Annotated in this window: 15 protein-coding genes; 12 read left to right on the plus strand and 3 right to left on the minus strand. The window is 53.4% G+C overall.

The window, feature by feature from the left end; genetic code table 11:
- Nucleotides 1-298 precede the first annotated feature (298 nt).
- The 5 genes from mdh (at nt 299) to D3H35_RS20000 (ending at nt 5,227) form a co-directional block, all read left to right on the plus strand.
- Complete coding sequence (mdh, locus tag D3H35_RS19980; RefSeq protein ID WP_119150920.1) at nt 299-1,243, plus strand: malate dehydrogenase; 945 nt, start codon at nt 299-301, stop codon at nt 1,241-1,243.
- 133 nt (nt 1,244-1,376) lie between these two features.
- The gene (gene hflK / locus D3H35_RS19985) at nt 1,377-2,414 is read left to right on the plus strand and encodes an FtsH protease activity modulator HflK (RefSeq protein ID WP_119150921.1); all 1,038 of its coding nucleotides are present in this window, start codon (nt 1,377-1,379) and stop codon (nt 2,412-2,414) included.
- On the plus strand, nt 2,411-3,277 hold the full coding sequence (hflC, locus tag D3H35_RS19990; protein WP_119150922.1) for a protease modulator HflC: 867 nt from the start codon (nt 2,411-2,413) through the stop codon (nt 3,275-3,277). The genes hflK and hflC overlap by 4 nt, the downstream gene beginning before the upstream one ends.
- Before the next feature lie 133 nt (nt 3,278-3,410).
- Complete coding sequence (locus D3H35_RS19995) at nt 3,411-3,839, plus strand: hypothetical protein (protein WP_119150923.1); 429 nt, start codon at nt 3,411-3,413, stop codon at nt 3,837-3,839.
- Nucleotides 3,840-3,973: 134 nt separating this feature from the next.
- On the plus strand, nt 3,974-5,227 hold the full coding sequence (locus D3H35_RS20000; RefSeq protein WP_119150924.1) for an MDR family MFS transporter: 1,254 nt from the start codon (nt 3,974-3,976) through the stop codon (nt 5,225-5,227).
- Between the two features lie 58 nt (nt 5,228-5,285).
- Here the strand turns inward: D3H35_RS20000 and yfbR are convergent, their stop codons facing one another.
- The gene (yfbR, locus tag D3H35_RS20005) at nt 5,286-5,882 is read right to left on the minus strand and encodes a 5'-deoxynucleotidase (protein WP_119150925.1); all 597 of its coding nucleotides are present in this window, start codon (nt 5,880-5,882) and stop codon (nt 5,286-5,288) included.
- Nucleotides 5,883-5,992: 110 nt separating this feature from the next.
- Between yfbR and D3H35_RS20010 the strand changes: the two genes are divergently transcribed.
- From D3H35_RS20010 to D3H35_RS20020, 3 genes are all read left to right on the plus strand, one after another.
- Nucleotides 5,993-7,519 (plus strand): fumarate hydratase, encoded by a 1,527-nt coding sequence (locus D3H35_RS20010; RefSeq protein WP_119150926.1) that lies wholly within the window; start codon nt 5,993-5,995, stop codon nt 7,517-7,519.
- A 30-nt stretch (nt 7,520-7,549) separates the two neighbouring features.
- Entirely contained in the window at nt 7,550-9,352 is a 1,803-nt protein-coding gene (pnpS, locus tag D3H35_RS20015; RefSeq protein ID WP_119150927.1) for a two-component system histidine kinase PnpS, read from the plus strand.
- 142 nt (nt 9,353-9,494) lie between these two features.
- Nucleotides 9,495-10,223, plus strand: a complete 729-nt coding sequence (locus tag D3H35_RS20020; protein WP_119150928.1) for a response regulator transcription factor — start codon at nt 9,495-9,497, stop codon at nt 10,221-10,223.
- 132 nt (nt 10,224-10,355) lie between these two features.
- On the opposite strand, the gene D3H35_RS20025 is transcribed toward D3H35_RS20020, so the two are convergent.
- Nucleotides 10,356-11,231: an AraC family transcriptional regulator gene (locus D3H35_RS20025; RefSeq protein WP_119150929.1), complete on the minus strand. Its 876-nt coding sequence runs from the start codon at nt 11,229-11,231 to the stop codon at nt 10,356-10,358.
- A gap of 126 nt (nt 11,232-11,357) precedes the next feature.
- Between D3H35_RS20025 and D3H35_RS20030 the strand changes: the two genes are divergently transcribed.
- The 4 genes from D3H35_RS20030 to D3H35_RS34240 all read left to right on the plus strand — a co-directional run bounded on the left by D3H35_RS20030 (nt 11,358) and on the right by D3H35_RS34240 (nt 16,094).
- Nucleotides 11,358-12,431, plus strand: coding sequence for a Gfo/Idh/MocA family protein (locus D3H35_RS20030; protein ID WP_199728577.1), 1,074 nt, complete (start codon nt 11,358-11,360; stop codon nt 12,429-12,431).
- 160 nt (nt 12,432-12,591) lie between these two features.
- On the plus strand, nt 12,592-13,554 hold the full coding sequence (locus D3H35_RS20035; protein ID WP_119150931.1) for a sugar phosphate isomerase/epimerase family protein: 963 nt from the start codon (nt 12,592-12,594) through the stop codon (nt 13,552-13,554).
- A gap of 23 nt (nt 13,555-13,577) precedes the next feature.
- Nucleotides 13,578-14,711, plus strand: coding sequence for a Gfo/Idh/MocA family protein (locus D3H35_RS20040; RefSeq protein ID WP_119151245.1), 1,134 nt, complete (start codon nt 13,578-13,580; stop codon nt 14,709-14,711).
- A gap of 186 nt (nt 14,712-14,897) precedes the next feature.
- Nucleotides 14,898-16,094 (plus strand): methyl-accepting chemotaxis protein, encoded by a 1,197-nt coding sequence (locus tag D3H35_RS34240; RefSeq protein WP_119150932.1) that lies wholly within the window; start codon nt 14,898-14,900, stop codon nt 16,092-16,094.
- Between the two features lie 316 nt (nt 16,095-16,410).
- Here D3H35_RS34240 and D3H35_RS20050 read toward each other — a convergent pair whose 3' ends face one another.
- Nucleotides 16,411-17,322 (minus strand): transposase, encoded by a 912-nt coding sequence (locus tag D3H35_RS20050; RefSeq protein ID WP_119150933.1) that lies wholly within the window; start codon nt 17,320-17,322, stop codon nt 16,411-16,413.
- Between the last annotated feature and the right edge of the window lie 269 nt (nt 17,323-17,591).

Raw genomic sequence — 17,591 nt, forward strand, 5'->3', positions numbered from 1 at the left:
TGGCGGAAAGTTGGGGCTTGGGGCGTTTGTACCTGATTTAGATGTATGATTTACATTTAGATCGGGGAGCAATAAGCTATGAAGTTGATTAACTGTACATCATGCAGTAAATCGCTCCGCTGAGCGAAGGGGATAGCGGAACTAAACGCATAACCCCCGACCTTGTGAGAGAGAGCCAGGGAGCTGCGCCGCTTTAACTGAGCGAAGGGGATAGCGGAATTGCGTCGCTAGCGGACGCGGAGGAACGATTCAATCATCGGTACTGAGCCGATGGGATGAATGAGGAGGTAACAACGAGATGGCTATCAAACGTGCGAAAATTACCGTTGTGGGCGCCGGATTCACGGGCGCTACGACGGCGCTTATGCTTGCGCAGAAACAATTAGGCGACGTCGTCCTGCTCGACATCCCGCAGCTTGAGAACCCTACGAAGGGCAAAGCTCTCGACATGCTGGAGTCCACTCCCGTTCAAGGAATCGATTCCAACATTATCGGCACCTCCGACTATAACGATGCCGCGAATTCCGATGTTGTTATCATCACGGCCGGTATCGCTCGCAAGCCGGGCATGAGCCGCGACGACCTCGTTAACACGAACGCAGGTATCGTAAAATCCGTGTGCGAGAACATCAAAGCGACTTCCCCTGACGCTTACGTCATTATCCTGTCCAACCCGGTTGACGCCATGACCTATGTCGCCAACAAAGCGCTTGGCTTTCCGAAAAACCGCGTCATCGGCCAATCCGGCGTTCTCGACACGGCGCGCTACAACACGTTCCTCGCGCAAGTGCTGAACGTTTCCGTCGAAGATGTCCGCGGCGTCGTTCTCGGCGGCCACGGCGACGACATGGTGCCGCTCGTGCGTTACACGACGATCGGCGGCATCCCGGTCGAAAAATTGCTCCCTAAAGAGCAAATCGACGCTATCGTAGCTCGCACCCGCGTCGGCGGAGGCGAAATCGTCAACCTGCTCGGCAACGGCAGCGCGTACTTCGCTCCGGCCGCTTCGCTCGTGCAAATGACGGAAGCCATATTGAAAGACAAAAAACGCATCTTGCCGATCATCGCCCTTTTGGAAGGCGAATACGGCTACAACAACCTGTTCATGGGCGTTCTGGCTGTCCTCGGCGGCGACGGCATCGAGAAAATCATCGAGATCGAGCTTACGGACGAAGAGAAATCCGCGCTGGAGAAATCCGCGCAATCCGTTCGCAACGTCATCCAAATCGTCGAAAAAGCATAATAAGCAACACAAGCCAAAAAGTCTTGATTCCGTGCGTGAGCACTGGAATCAAGGCTTTTTTTTGCCTATTATTGAAACGACAGTCGTTTCCAGACGTATGAATGATTATCCATATATCGAGAGGGGCACATAGATGGAAGTCATTCATTCCGACGGGAAGAGACGCAATGTCAATGAAATCCCGCCAGGCTTGTTCCGAAAAATCGGTATCGGCATCGGGGTCGTCATTTTGTTGATGATCGGTTATTCGTCTTTTTACACGGTGCAAGAGCAGGAGCGGGCCGCTATTCTGACGTTTGGCAAATACACCGACGAAGCTACGGCCGGGCTGCATTTCAAGTGGCCATATCCGATTCAGCAGGTGATCAAGGTTCCGGCCGAGCTGACGCAGCGGATTAATATCGGCTACCGTCAAGTAGGCGACCAGATTACGCCTGTGGAAGAAGAAGCTATGATGATCACCGGCGACGAGAACATCGTGTCCGCAGACGCTGTAGTACAGTGGAAAATTAGCAGCATTCGCGATTACTTGTATAACGTCGACGACCCGGAGAGATTCCTTCGCAACGCGGCGAGCGCTTCGATTCGTTCGGTTATCGGTTCGGAGAAGCTCGATTACGCGATTACGGACGGGAAGACCGCCATCCAGGACAAAGTCCGGGAGAAGCTGCTTGAGCTTCAAACCAAATACAAGACCGGCATTCAAATTGTAGATATCAAATTTCAGGATATCGAGCCTCCAAGCGGACAGGTGGAGGATGCGTTCCGCGAAGTAACGAACGCGCGCGAGGAGAAAAACACGAAGATCAACAACGCCAACAAATACGAGAACGATCGGATTCCAAAGGCAAGGGGCGAGGCGCAAGCGCTTATTGAAAAAGCGACCGCCGAGCAAAAGTCTCGCATTCTGAACGCCCAGGGGGACGTTGCCAAGTTCAACGCCATTTTCGAGCAATACAAGCTGAACCCTGACGTTACTCAAAGCCGTCTAATTATCGAAACGTTGGAGAAGATTTTGCCGAACGCGAAAATTTTCATCTCGGATTCGTCCGGCGGAGACACGGTGAAGTACTTGCCGATTAACGAGCTGCTTCAATCCGGGAAGGGAGCGGCTGCGCCGACTGCATCCGGCAGTACGGGCGGAGCATCGCAAGGAGGGACGGCGAAATGAGCAAAAAAGCGATAATTTATAGCGTTATTGGACTCGCGGCTTTTATTTTGCTGCTGAACTCCTTCTATATCGTCAAGGAAGGCCAATACAAGGTAGTGCTTAAGTTCGGGGAAGCGGTTCGCGTTGCGGATACGCCGGGCCTGAAGCTGAAAATGCCGTTCGTGGAAAATACGATGACGTTGCCGAAGCAGCAGATGACGTACGAGAGCAATCCGACCTCCATCTTGACAAAGGATAAGAAGCCGATCATCGTCGACAATTACACCGTGTGGAGAATCGAGGACGCGGAAAAGTTTCTGAGAACCGCCAAATCGGTAGGAGTCGGCATTCAGCGCATTGACGAAGCGGTGTACAACTCGGTGCGGCGCAAGCTTTCGGAAATCAATTACGACAGCATCATTAGCGAGAACACAGCCAGAGGCAATATTAACGACGAAATAACGAATGACGTATCCACCGCTCTCGAGAGAGACCATTACGGCATTAAGATCGTCGACGTACGCATCAAGCGTACGGATTTGCCGGAAGGGAACAAGCAGAGCGTCTATAACCGCATGATTTCCGACCGGCAGTCGATCGCGGCCCGGTATTTGTCCGAGGGCGACGAGGAATCGCGCAAAATCATGTCCAAGGCGGACCGGAACGCAACGGAGCTCATGGCGGAAGCGGAAGCTTCGGCGAAGAAGATCATTGCGGAAGGCGAAGGGCAAGCGGCCAAAATCTACAATGCCGCTTACGGCAAGGATCCTGCTTTTTACCAATTTTATCGGACGCTCGACAGCTACGTGACGACGCTGAAGAACGAGCCTGTCATCCTTATGCCGATCGACTCTCCTTACACGAAGATTTTGCTAGGCAAGTAAATTTCGGCAGGGAGCGTTAAAGGTTGAACAAGTGATGGCGATTGCCTTTCTATGGTTTTGCTCCCTTCCGTTTTTGTGTATACTAAACTTGTCTAGGATCAAAATCGCAGGATAATGGTGGAGGGAATTACTAATGTTGGACATTATGTTGTTTTTGCACATAATCGGTGCGGTTGGAATGGGAATTTACGCTTTATTGCCTTTTTTGGCCGGCAAGTTCAAGAAGCTGTCCGGTTCAGCCCAAGAAGGATTGGCAAGCGGCCTTATATCGGCAGGAAGGATCGGTCAATACTCGCTTGTGCTTCAATTATTGACCGGCGGTTACTTGATTTCCAATATGGCGGAGTATACCGTTGCATGGATGATCACGATTGTCGTTCTGTTTCTCGTCATCGGCGCTCTGTCCGGCATCGTTCAAAAGCCTCTCAAAAACATCGTCGCTTTTTCGTCCGGCGGACAGGATGCGAGCAGCTCGATTTCCCGCGTACAGACGCTAAGCTCCATTATTTTCGTAGCTTTCATCGTCATTATTTGGTTGATGAAAAATCCATGGATTGTGTAATTTAAGCGAAAAAGCTTCGCGAGAACGACCCCGGTACCTCTTCCCGATTGGGAAAAGGTACCGGGGTTTTTAGTTGGATAGGCCATGGTATAATGTGAGGCGCATCTAGATCAGACAGAAGGAAATCAGCCCAAATGAACTTAGTACGAAAATCGCTTTTACGTTATGACGGCGGGATTTGGATCCGTGTAATCGGGGCGGCTCTGACGACGATTACCGGATTCATGATACGGCCCTTTCTCGTTCTCTATTTGTACGATCGCCTGGAATCCGTCTTGCTGCCGATGCTTGTCGTCGCTTTGCAGCCTTTGTGCGGCTTGTTCGTCAGCTGGTTCGGCGGGGGCATGAGCGATCGGCTCGGCCGAAAGCCCGTTATGATTGCCGCGCTGCTGCTGCAGGCGGCGAGCATGGCGGGATACGTGTTCGCGGATGCCATCTGGCAGTTCGCAGCCGTGTCGGTGCTGAACGGCATCGGACAGGCGCTATTCATGCCCGCCTCGAACGCTCAAATGACCGATATGGTTCCGGCGGAGCGGCGGGCGGAAGTGTATGCGCTGCTGCACACGGCTTTCAACGTTGGCGCCGCCATCGGCCCGATGCTTGGACTGGCTCTTTTTCGATGGAATCCGCAAATCGTCTTTTTTATCGCTGCAGGCGCCACTTGCGCTTATACGCTGCTCGTTGCGTTCAAAATGGAAGAGACTGCACCGGCAGTCATTGCCCGAAAAAGCTCGGGAGAGAAGGGGCTTCCTTCGTTGAGAGGAGGGCGGCAGGGAGGACTCAAGCTGCTGTTCCGCAAGGAAAGGACGCTGTTGGCCATCACTTTGCTCAGTCTGCCAGTAAGCTTGTTGTATACGCTGGCGGAGACGGCGATGCCGATTCATTTGCAGGCGCATTTCGACCATTCGCAAGCTGTTTTTGCCGGTATGCTGACCTTCAACGGCTTGGCCGTTATCGCCCTGCAAATTTGGATCGCGCGCAAAACGGAGCGGATGAGCTCTTACAAGCTGATCGGCTGCTCCTATGCTCTTTTTTCAATCGTTGCGATCGGCTACGGATACTCGACCGCTATCGTGGCTCTGTACGCGGCCGAATTTATTTTTACAATTGGTGAGATGATCTACGGACCGCACATTCAAAAGGAAATTTCGCTGATGGCGGAAGAAGAACGGCGCGGATTTTACTTCGCCGTCTTCGGGGCAAGCCGCTTGCTCGCGGCTGGAATCGGACCGATTGCGGCCGGGCTCGCGATGGAGTGGGCGAACGGGGAAACGTTGTTTACCGTGGTCGCGGTTCTGATTGTCGCTTGCGGTATAGGAGCGTTCCGATTGCTTCGCAAGCAGCAGGCGGCAAAGCGAACGGAGCAGTACGGGGCGGCAGCGGAATAAATGGATTTTGCAAATGCAAGCAAAGTTTTCCGTGCCGCTCAAACGGTCTTTCGGCTCCTTAAAACTCCTCGTCCTCGGATATTTCGTCGATCGTTTTTTCGAAGCTGGGGGCGAGATGCGTCAGCAGCCATTCGACCTCGGGCATGTCGAGCTTGTTCAGCTTCTGCTCGGTTTGCCGCCGGGCGGTTGCAAACTCGCGGTTGCCGGCGGACATTTCGCTGACGCATTTCAAATAGGCGTCCAGCAGGTCCGCCGCTTTGACGTAGCGGATCAGCTCCGGGTCGTCCGATTGCTGCTTTAGCAGCGGCTCGTAGGCCGCTTGGAGCTCTCCGGGCACCGTTGAGAGCAAGCGGTCGGCGGCAATAGCCTCGATTTCGCGAAAGTTGGCGAGAATGCGGGGATTGTGGTGCTTGACCGGCGTCGGAATGTCGCCCGTGATGACTTCGGTCGCATCGTGAAACAAGGCATAGCCCGCCGCCCGGTCGGGATCTATGTCTTTTTTGTATACATTTCGTGCGATGCTGCAAAGAACATGGGTAAGAAGCGCGACCCGGTAGGAATGCTCGGCTACGTTCTCCTGGGAGGTGTTGCGCATAAGGCTCCAACGTTCGATATATTGCATCCGGTAAAGATAGGCTAGAAAATGATAGGCCATGACCATACTCCTTCTTCCAATCGCGGCTCGCCTTGTCTCCCGAACCGCACTCTATGTTATTATAATGAGTATAGAGCATTTGAGTACAGAGAGGAGCATTTTCATCTATCATGTCTACTTTCGAAGAAAGCATGTACAAGTTAATCGTCGAGACGTCCACTAATCTTCCGGCCGATGTGCGCAGAGCCATTGCCGCCGCCCGCGAAGAGGAGGACCGCGCTACCCGCGCGGGACTATCCCTTACGACAATAGCGCAAAATATCGAGATGGCGGAATGCAACGTGTCGCCGATCTGTCAGGATACCGGCATGCCGACTTTTATCGTACATACGCCCGTCGGCGCCAATCAAATCGTCATGAAGCAGGAAATCAAAAATGCGGTAGCCCGCGCCACGAAGGACGGCAAGCTGCGCACCAATTCCGTCGATTCGCTGACGGGAGCGAACACGGGGGATAATCTCGGCGCGGGAACGCCGGTCATTCACTTCGAGCAATGGGAAAAGGATGTCGTCGAAGCGAAGCTGATTCTGAAGGGCGGCGGCTGCGAAAACAAGAACATTCAGTACAGCCTGCCATGCGAGCTTGAGGGGTTAGGCAAAGCGGGACGCGATTTGGACGGCATTCGCAAATGCGTTATGCACGCGGTTTACCAGGCGCAGGGTCAGGGCTGCAGCGCAGGGTTCATCGGCGTCGGCATCGGAGGCGACCGGACGACGGGCTACGAGCTGGCGAAGCATCAGCTGTTCCGCTCCGCGGACGATGTGAATCCGATTCCGGAGCTGAGGCAGCTGGAAGAATACGTCATGGACAAAGCGAACCAGCTCGGCATCGGCACGATGGGCTTCGGCGGCAACGTGACGCTGCTCGGCTGCAAGGTTGGCGTAAACAACCGTCTTCCGGCCAGCTTTTTCGTATCCGTCGCCTACAATTGCTGGGCATTCCGCCGGCAAGGCGTCGTTCTTGACGGAACGACGCACGAGATTAAGGAATGGTCGTACGAGGGAGGCAGCTCCGTTCCAATGAAGACGGAAGCGGCCGAGGATACTTCGGCTCCCAGACGCGAAATTGTGCTGAAGGCGCCTTTGTCCGAGGAAGACGTTCGTCAGCTGAAGGTCGGCGACGTCGTTATTTTGAACGGTGAAATGCATACAGGCCGCGATGCCCTGCACAAGTATTTGATGGATCACGACTCTCCGGTCGATTTGAACGGCGGCGTTATTTACCATTGCGGCCCCGTTATGCTGAAGGACGACGACGGATGGCACGTAAAAGCGGCAGGTCCGACGACGAGCATTCGCGAGGAGCCTTACCAGGGCGACATCATTCAAAAATTCGGCATCCGCGCGGTTATCGGCAAAGGCGGCATGGGGCCGAAGACGCTCGCGGCGCTCCAGGAGCACGGAGGCGTCTACTTGAACGCCGTCGGCGGAGCCGCTCAATATTACGCGGAATGCATCAAAGGCGTTAAAAGCGTTGATTTCATGGAATTCGGCATCCCGGAAGCGATGTGGCATCTCGACGTGGAAGGCTTCGCGGCAATCGTCACGATGGATTCGCACGGCAACAGCCTTCATGCGGAAGTCGAGCAGAGCTCCAAGCAAAAGCTAGCCCAATTCAAGGATCCCGTATTCAAATAAATAAGCCGACTTTGCCGACGGAGGCGCCCGATGACGAAGTTTCGCTTGAAGCTGACTGCCTTGTTTATGCTGCTGATCGGATTATCCGTATTGGCGGCAGGCTTGTTCACCGGTCAATATTATAAAAAGAATCATCAGGACGCCCTCCGCGAACATATGATTCGCGAGACGCAAGTGTTGAACGCGATGGCTCCATGGCCCGAGACTACCGAGGTCGAGGGTCAAGTCGCTTTTTTGCAGCAGCAGGCGCAGCGGTTCAAGGATATTGCCGGCATGCGCGTGACCTACATCCGTCCGGACGGCGTCGTGGTCGGCGATTCCGATCACGATCCCGTCACGATGGAAAATCACAAAAATCGGGAAGAAATAAGAGAGGCGCTGGAGAGCGGCGAAGGCAGCAGCATTCGAAGGAGCGAGACGCTCCGGCAAAATATGCTCTACGTGGCCCAGTCGTTCAAATCCGGCGATCGCGTCGTCGGCGTTATTCGTCTATCGATGAGCCTGAGCGACGTCGAGCGGAGCTTGAACAACATGTGGCTCGCTCTCGTCTTCGGCCTCGCGTTGCTGTTCGCTTTGGCCGCCATCGTCAGCTACCGGGTTGCGCTCGGCGTTACGCGGCCGCTTGAGAAGATGACGGCGGCCGCCAAGCGGATGGCCAATATGGATTATGCAATCCGCATACCGGAAGGCGGCCGCGACGAGCTGGGCGAGCTTGCCCGGACGCTAAACGCGATGGGCGCGAATCTGCAGGAGCAGCTCGATCAGATCGGTCGGAACGGTTCGCGGCTCCAGAGCGTTCTGGACAATATGACGAGCGGAGTCGTCATGATCGCCCACGACGGCCGCATAACGCTGTACAACCGGGAGGCGGAGCAGCTTCTCGGAAACACCGGCAAGGAGCGAGTCGGACGAAGCTTCACGGAGTTCAAGCAGCACTACGAGCTCGTCCAGCTTATTCGGACAGGGCTGGAGCACGGCGACAAGCTGTACGACGAGCTGACGGTCTATTATCCGGAGGAGCGTATGCTTCAGATCAGTCTCGTGCCGATGACGATGAGCGACGACGAGGAGCCGGGACTTCTTCTCGTCATGCAGGACGTGACGGCGATTCGCCGTCTGGAGAACATGCGCAGCGAATTCGTCGCGAACGTCTCGCACGAGCTGAAGACGCCTGTCGCCGCCGTCAAGGGCTTTGCCGAGACACTGCTCGCCGGGGCGATGAACGACGGGGAGACGGCTCGATCCTTCTTGACGATCATCCAGGACGAGAGCGACCGGCTGAACCGACTGATCGGCGATATTTTAGAGCTGTCCAAGATCGAATCGCGGCGCTCCCCGCTGCAATTTTCGCCGATCGACATGGATTCGTTCCTCGAACGGATGAAGGAGCTGCTCGCGGCGGAAGCAGCGAAGAAAAACATAAGCCTCGATATTTCGTCGGAAGCAGGGCTGTTTATCGAAGCGGACGAGGATCGGCTCGGGCAAATGCTCATGAACCTCATTCAGAACGGAATCAATTACACGACGGATGGCGGCAAGGTGAAGGTTATAGCCGAAGCTTTTACGACGGACGAAGGCGACGACGAGCCGATGGATTGGGTGCGGATTACGGTGTCCGATACGGGAATCGGCATTCCGAAGAAGGATATGCCGCGAATATTCGAACGGTTTTACCGGGTCGACAAAGCCCGATCCCGAAGCTCGGGAGGTACGGGATTGGGGCTTTCGATCGTTAAGCATTTGGTGGAATTGCACCGCGGCTCCATACGGGTAGAAAGCACGGTCGGCGTAGGCTCGCAATTTATTTTGGAGCTTCCGATGCTCCAGCCGTAACGGTTAATTTACCTTTTTACGTTACGTTAACACTACGATGACGCTTTCTTTACATCCATATGATAAAACTGGCTTGTAGAGCAAGTTGAGCTGAGTGCGATAGGCGGATCGAGATTCGAAAGCCGCCGGACCGGAGGACACGATGTCGGATAAAGTGCTCATTATTGAAGACGAACCGACGCTGGCTCGTCTCGTTACTTACAATCTCTCTCAGGAGGGGTACGAGACGGAAGTGGTCGGCAATGGGGCAGAGGGGCTCCATCGCGCTATTCACGATACGTATGCCATCATTTTTCTCGATTTGATGCTTCCCGGCATGAACGGGTTCGAGGTGCTGCAGAAGCTGCGCCAGAATCACGTCAAAACCCCGGTCATCATTCTGACGGCGCGCAATGCCGAGGAAGAAGTGGTGCAGGGGCTTAAGCTTGGAGCGGACGATTATATTACGAAGCCGTTCGGCGTTGCGGAGCTGCTTGCCCGGACTTCCGCGGTGCTTCGCCGTTCCCGCAACGAAGAGAACAAGCCGACTGCCGGATCGGCCGGCGACAAGGTAATCGCGCTCGGGGATTTGCAAATTTTCCCGGACAAATACGAGGTGTTCCTGAACGGTCAATGGATTACGCTGAGACCGAAGGAATTCGAGGTTTTGCTATACTTGGCCGAACGGCCGGGGATTGTCATTACGAGGGACGATTTGATGAACGTCGTCTGGGGCTTCGATTATATCGGCGGCCAGCGCACGGTGGACGTACACGTCAGCTCGCTACGCAAGAAGCTTGAGCTTAACCAGCAGACGGTGCAGATCGAATCGATTAGAGGCGTCGGTTACAAATTGATCGTTAACCGCAAGACGAACGGACCGGGGCGCTGAGCCCCGGCTTTTTTCTTTCTTATGGCTTATTTTGATTTGGAGCTGACGGAGAAAGAACGAAAGTGCGACTCGCTTAGCGAAGGGGATAATGCCGACAAGCTCGCAACACGATGTTTCATGTGCAGAGCAAGCTCACACGGTCGCTCGTCCCCATTCGAGCATTTTGCGTTGAAACTCTTTCGGAGAGCAGCCGTTGAATCGCTTGAACATCTTGTAGAAGTGCGCCATATTGGCCATCCCGATTTGGTCGCCCACTTCGCTTACGCTCAAGTCGCGGGTGAGCAGCAATTGTTCGGCTCTTTTTATTTTTCGAAAGTTGACGTATTCGGTGAAGGAGAGTCCCATTATTTTTTTGAAAAATTTGACGAAGTAATAGTAGCTCATATTGGCGAGCCGGCAAGCGTCTTCGACCGCTATGCGTTCGTCGATTTTCGTTTCCACGAAATCGAGCACCGGCTTGAGGCGAATCCGCTCCATCCTGTCTTGTCCAGCGAGCAGTCCCTTGGAATCATTGCGGATCAGGAGGAGCAGGAGCTTTTTGATCAGCAGATTAACGGCGAGCTCGTAACCGCTTTCTTTTTGCTGCGCTTCTTCGTGAATTTGACGGATGCACTCGAAGGCGGCTGCGCGGGCTTCTTCGTTTTCCTTGAAAATGTAGTTCATGGAGCTTAAGGGCACCTTGGTTTCATTAAAATATTGCAAATAGGGAATCGTACTTTGGTCGAAAAAGGATTGCAGGTCGAATTGCAGGACGATATACTCAAGCGCCCGGTCGTAGCTTCGATCTCTGTGCAGCTGGGAGCTGCCGACGAGAACGACGTCGCCCGAAGCGAGGTGGTACGTCTCGTCGCCGACATCGACATCCATTTCGCCGGATTGAACGAGCAGTATCTCGCATTCGGGATGGTAATGCCAGTTAATAAACCCTTCGGTGTCGCGGGAAACTTGCCATATTTTCAAGGAAAGCAACGGATTCTCGTACTTGATATTTTCCTTAACGGGCTGCATAGTCGTAAAAAACCTCCCGAATGCCAAAATCGCATATAATCATCCCATTACAAGTGATGGGATTTTATTCGATGAATGATACACTCATTGTAGAATTAATGCATAAAATCCGCAAGGAGGACAAGTATCTTGAATAAAGTCAATGTTGGTATGATCGGTTGCGGCGGAATCGCCATGGGAAAACACTTGCCTGCTCTCGCCAAAATCCCGGAAGCGCAAGTGACCGCTTTTTTCGATGTGGCCTACGAGAGAGGCGAAGAAGCGAAATCGAAATACGGAACACATGACGCGAGGGTGTACACGAACGTTCATGAGCTGCTGAACGATCCGAACGTTCATGTCGTTCACGTATGCACGCCCAACGACACGCATGCGGAAATCTCGATTGCCGCTATGGAAGCGGGCAAGCACGTGCTCTGCGAGAAGCCAATGGCGAAGACGGCGATTGACGCGCAGCGGATGCTCGATACGTCCGAGCGGACGGGACGCAAGCTGAGTATTGCTTACCAGAATCGATTCCGCCGCGAATGCCTATGGCTGAACGAAGCGTGCAGGAACGGCGAGCTGGGCGAAATTTATTTGGCTAAAGCCCATGCGGTCAGACGCCGGGCCGTTCCGACTTGGGGCGTCTTTTTGGATTTGGAAAAACAAGGCGGGGGTCCGCTCATTGATATCGGAACGCACGCGCTCGACCTGGCGCTTTGGTTCATGAATAATTACGAACCGAAAACGGTGCTTGGCACCTCGTATCGCAAGCTTGCCGAGCAAGGCAGCAAAGCGAACGAATGGGGACCGTGGGATCCTTCCAAATTTACGGTTGAAGATTCGGCGTTTGCCATGATTACGATGAAGAGCGGCGCTACCGTCTGGCTTGAATCGAGTTGGGCTCTTAATACGCTAGACGTGGACGAAGCGAAAGTGTCGTTAAGCGGAACGAAAGCCGGCGCCGACATGAAGGGCGGCCTTCGCGTGAACGGAGAAGAACACGGACGCCTCTACACAAAAGAGGTTCAACTCGGCTCCGCATGGGGCGGGGACGTGCCTAACGATGCGGCCGAGCAGGAGGCGCGCGCCTGGATCCATGCGATTCTGAACGATGAATCTCCGGTTGTCACAGCCAAGCAAGGGCTCGTCGTCCAACAAATTCTCGAAGCCGTCTACGAATCCGCGAATAAAGGCCAAGCGATAAGCTTCGTTTAACGAAAATCGGAACGACAAGCAAATTAGGGTGGCAAAATGCGTACGTTTTCAGATACACTAGTAATGTGAATGGACACGCGTACATTTTGTCGCCGCCAAACGTTTCAAGCGTACCAAAGCGCAACGTAAATTTCGATCAACGAAAGGCAGGTCGTCTTCAGTGAAACTTGGTGTATTCATCGTATTATTCGGACAGCAGTCGTTCGAGGAAGCGTTGGACTCGGCTAAAAATGCCGGCTGTCTCGCCGTAGAAATCGGAACCGGAGCTTTTCCGGGAACCTCGCATGTGAACGCTCAGGCGATCGTTAACGACGATGCTGCGATAGAGCGCATTCGCGAGGCGGTACAATCCCGCGGACTTACGATCAGCGCTCTCAGCTGCCACGGCAACCCGCTGCATCCCGATCAAGCGATCGCCAAATCGCACCACGACGATTTCGTCGCCACCGTACAGCTTGCCGAAAAGCTCGGCGTCGACACCGTCATTACGTTCTCCGGCTGTCCTGGAGAATCGGTCAATTCCAAATATCCGTCCTGGGTCACATGCCCATGGCCGCCAGATTTCCTTACCGTTCTCGAATGGCAATGGAACGAAATCGCCATACCTTACTGGAAGGAGCAATCCGCCTTTTTGCGCAAGCACGGGGTCAAGGTCGCCATCGAAGCGCATCCGGGCTTCCTGGTTTACAACACCGAGACGGCGGTTCGCCTCCGCCGGGAAGCAGGCGACAACATCGGCGTCAACTTCGATCCTTCCCACTTGTTCTGGCAAGGGATGGATCCGATCGAGTGCGTCAAAGTACTCGGAGATTCCATCTATCACGTTCACGCTAAGGATACGAAATTCGACAAGCGCAACACGGCAATCAACGGCGTTCTCGACAATAAGAACTACGGAGAAATTCTGGAACGTTCATGGGTGTTCCGTACGGTCGGATACGGTCATGACGATGAATTCTGGAAGGATCTCATCAGCACGCTCCGCCTCGTCGGTTACGACGGAACGATCAGCATCGAGCATGAAGACGGCCTCATGAGCGTCAACGAAGGGTTCACCAAAGCGGCCAACTTCCTGAATGGCCTTATTCTCAGGGAAAAGGTCGGTGAGATGTGGTGGGCGTGAACGACAACAAGATTAACATAGGAATGGTCGGCTACAAATTCATGGGCAAAGCCCATAGCCATGCTTACAAAGACGTCGGCATGTTTTTCGAAACGAACGCTGATGTCGTCATGAAGGCGATCTGCGGCCGCGACGAGCAGGGCGTAAAAGCTGCGGCGGATAAGTTCGGCTGGGAGAGCTACGAGACCGATTGGCGCAAGCTGGTCGAGCGCGAGGATATCGACATCGTCGACATCAACGCTCCGTCCGACGCTCACAAGGAAATTACGCTGGCTGCTATTGCCGCAGGCAAGCACGTATTCTGCGAGAAGCCGCTGGCGCTGAATTTGGCCGACGGCCGCGAGATGCTCGCCGCTGCCGAGAAAGCGGGCGTTAAGCACGCGATATGCTTCAATTACCGCTTCCTTCCAGCTGTACAGCTGGCGAAGCAAATTATCGACGAAGGCCGTCTCGGAGAGATTCATCATTATAGAGCGACTTATTTGCAGGATTGGCTCGTCGATCCGAATTTCCCGCTTGCTTGGCGCTTGAAGAAGGAAGTGGCCGGCTCCGGGGCGCATGGCGATCTTAACGCTCATAGCATCGATCTTGCGCGCTTCTTGATCGGCGAGTTTGACCGAGTCATCGGACATAACCGGACGTTCGTGAAGCAGCGTCCGATTCCCGAATCGTCCGAAGGCTTGTCGGGCAATGGTTCGGCGGAATACGGCGAAGTCACCGTCGACGATGCGACCGGCTTTTTGGCGGATTTCAAAAACGGCGCAATGGGGATGTTCATCGCTTCCCGGTTCGCAACAGGCCGCAAAAACCACAACACGTTCGAAATTCACGGCAGCAAGGGGTCGATTCGTTGGGACCTTGAGCGCTTGAACGAGCTTGAAGTGTATTTCCGCGAGGACGAGCCTAACCTGGCAGGGTTCCGAACGATCAATGCGACAGACGCCTCTCACAAATATGCCGGCAACTGGTGGCCGGTCGGTCATGCGATCGGTTATGAGCACGGCTTCGTTCATATCGTGTACGAATTTGTGAAGCACATTATGGAAGGCACGCCGTTCACTCCAACTTTCCTGGATGGCGTTCGCTGTCAGGAAGTGCTGGAGGCGGTCGATCTGTCGATCGAAAGAGGCGCCTGGGTCAGCATTGAGGAAGTGTAAGCTCTATTCGCAAAACCCGCAAAAACCGCCTCTGGCGGTTTCGGCGGGTTTTTATTATTTAATCGATAAAATTCGACAAAGTTTTACATGTGGATGACAATTCGCATACAGAAGTTTGACAAGCTTTTGTTAGCCTTGATTTAAAGGTAATTTCTTCTACTTCTCAAGGATACGAGGAGACTTCATATGAGCCTGGTTTTACTTGAACGACCGACGCCGCCGATGATATCGACTCCACCAGCGTCACTGACCCCGCCGCCGCTTGAAGCTCTTATCGAAAGGGAATTGTTTCAACCCGTCGTCGTTGCCGACTGGCTGCGCGGTTGTCCAGTTGTGTCCGGCGACCAAGCGTGCAGCGAGCTTGTCGGCCTGTTCCGGCAAAAAAGCGAGCTGGAATGCGTCGTAGTATGCGACGAAGGACGTCGTCCCGTTGGTCTCATTATGAAGCATCGATTTTTCAGGATGCTGGGCTCGCTTTACGGAATGTCCCTGTATGGGGAGAGGCCGATATCCGTGCTTATGGACGCGAAGCCTTTCATGACGGATACGAGCATTGCTCCTCAAGAGCTCATTGACCGAGCATTGTCTCGTGAGGAGTCAACCTTTTACGATGTTGTCGTCTTGACGAAGCAGCAAAAATTCGCGGGCATTCTTACCGTCAGCGATCTGCTCCACATGTCTAGGCTTCTTCAACGGGAAACGTCGGACAAGCAAATACGTACCGTTCGCGGAACGGAAACGATGATCGGAGAAATTCGCGGAGCCGTCGAGAAGGTGACAGTGACGACGAAAGATACGCAGGAGTGCAGCGAACGGATTTTTGAGACGACGGAAAAGGGCAGAAACGATTTGTCCGACATGCACAACTTGTTCAAGCGCTGGTCGGATATCGCCATTCGTCAGGACCGTGCCATCGAGGAGCTGACCCAGCGGACAGCCTCCGCGGACAGCATCATTCGATTGATCGGAGAGCTGGCCGTCCAATGCAACTTGCTAGCCGTCAACGCAACGATCGAAGCGGCACGGGCCGGCGAGCATGGCCGCGGCTTCGGCGTAGTAGCCGACGAAGTCCGCGCTCTGGCCGATCAGACGAAGCAGTCGACCGATCAAATATCGAAGCTTCTCCGTTCGATGACCGAAGCGGTCAAAGAGGCGGAGTCTCTCGTCAAAGAAGGAAAACGCAGCGCTGACCACGGCGTTCAGCAAGTGGTTAAGACGGAGGACACGTTCAATCAACTGTGGAAATCGTCCACGCGGAATATGGAAGCGGCGGACCGGTTAAACGGTGTATCCAGGGACGCCAACGATCTATTAAACAAAATAGGCGTCGAGTTCGAAAAACTCGTCGCCCAAATGAACGGAAACCCGCCCAATCTCTCTTGAAGCAAATCAATAAAACGAATGATCCTCCTTTCATTCCATCCTCGGATGGGAAGAAAGGTATTTTTTTATATGTGCATACAAACTCGAATCGACCGCATTAACCGTATTCTCCGCTATAGTGCCTCGCGTGCCGCCTATTCGTTTTTTTCGCTTACAAGCCTTATCCCCTTCGCTCAGCAGTTACGTAACCCACCAGAAAACCCATTTATGCGATTGTTGATAGAAAAAACAAACCTACCAATTTCTCTGATTGACTAGATCGACCTAGTAAAGCATCTTCCGCTAATATTGCTCGGATCGACCTAGCAAAATAAAGCTAAGCTGCTTTGCTCTGCGGTCGAGATCTGATCTGTGCCGAATTCGGATACTTGCCGATCAATACCGGATAAGTAATGACCGGAAGCGAAGCGGAGAGACTGAGCAGCGTATCGAAAGGGTGGTTTTCGGCTGTTTTCCTAGCGTTGAGCATCCAGATGAATTGATCCAAGTATACTTGCAAATGCTTCGGTCCGATTCCCTGGAAAGTGTCGCGTATCCATACTCTAGCTTCTTGAACGGTTTGCTTAAGAATAGGACAGCGAAGCTTCCGCAATCGATAAAAGGATTGCGTTCCGATAACTTCCGCAAGAGAGTCGTCGCTTAAATGATTTTCAATAAAGGTATGAACGCCTTGCATGGTAATGGATTTGCGCTGGGCGAATTCTTTCATGAGTTTGATTTTCATATGCTCGGGTTCGCCATGCGGGCCAATAGAGGCGGCGATCAGCAGCGGAACTTGCATGGATGGGAAATCGGAATGAGCAGATTCATACCGACCGTAGAGAGAGGCATTGATGCGCACGAGACCGGCAAGCCGACGGCTATCTTCGGAGCTGCTCATGGCGTGCCGAATTTTGTGGCAGATGAGCCATGCTGTTTTGTAAGTAACGTTAATAATTCGACTTAAACGGGAGGCGCTGATTCCGGAAGGGAGAGAGTGAAGGTGGATAGCTTGGAACCATTTTGTCAAAGATGTGCGGCTTCCTTCCATAATGGTCGACGCAATCAGAGAAGTTTGAAGGCGGCACGAACGGCATTGATAAAGAGGCAATCGACGCGTTCGAATAACGGCAGCGTGAGGGTGCGAGCAATGCGGGCAACGGAATCCATCCGGCCATTTCGCCGCGAACAGGGCAAGCTGGCAGTCTTCTTCCTTATCCATGAACGGATGAATAGACTCGTTATTCATACGGTTTCGCCTCCTAAAAAAGGAACGTATGTTCTTATTTTTATTGTATCAAACAAATGTTTCCATTTCAAGAGGGGGTTTATACTTTTTGTCGCTGCTGAGTTAAGGGGATAACGAGAGTAAGGGGCGGGGCGGCGATCCGGCAAGAGGAAGGCGGATAACAAATTGGCAAGTTAGCAGGGGGAATTATTCGCTAGCGAAACCAGAAGCATTTTGGCTAGAGGGCTATGCCGATGACATCGGGGATGGCGAAATGGCGGCTGAGCGAA

The sequence above is a fragment of the Cohnella faecalis genome (genome assembly GCF_003570905.1).
In the GTDB taxonomy this organism is placed as follows: Bacteria; Bacillota; Bacilli; order Paenibacillales; family Paenibacillaceae; genus Cohnella; species Cohnella faecalis.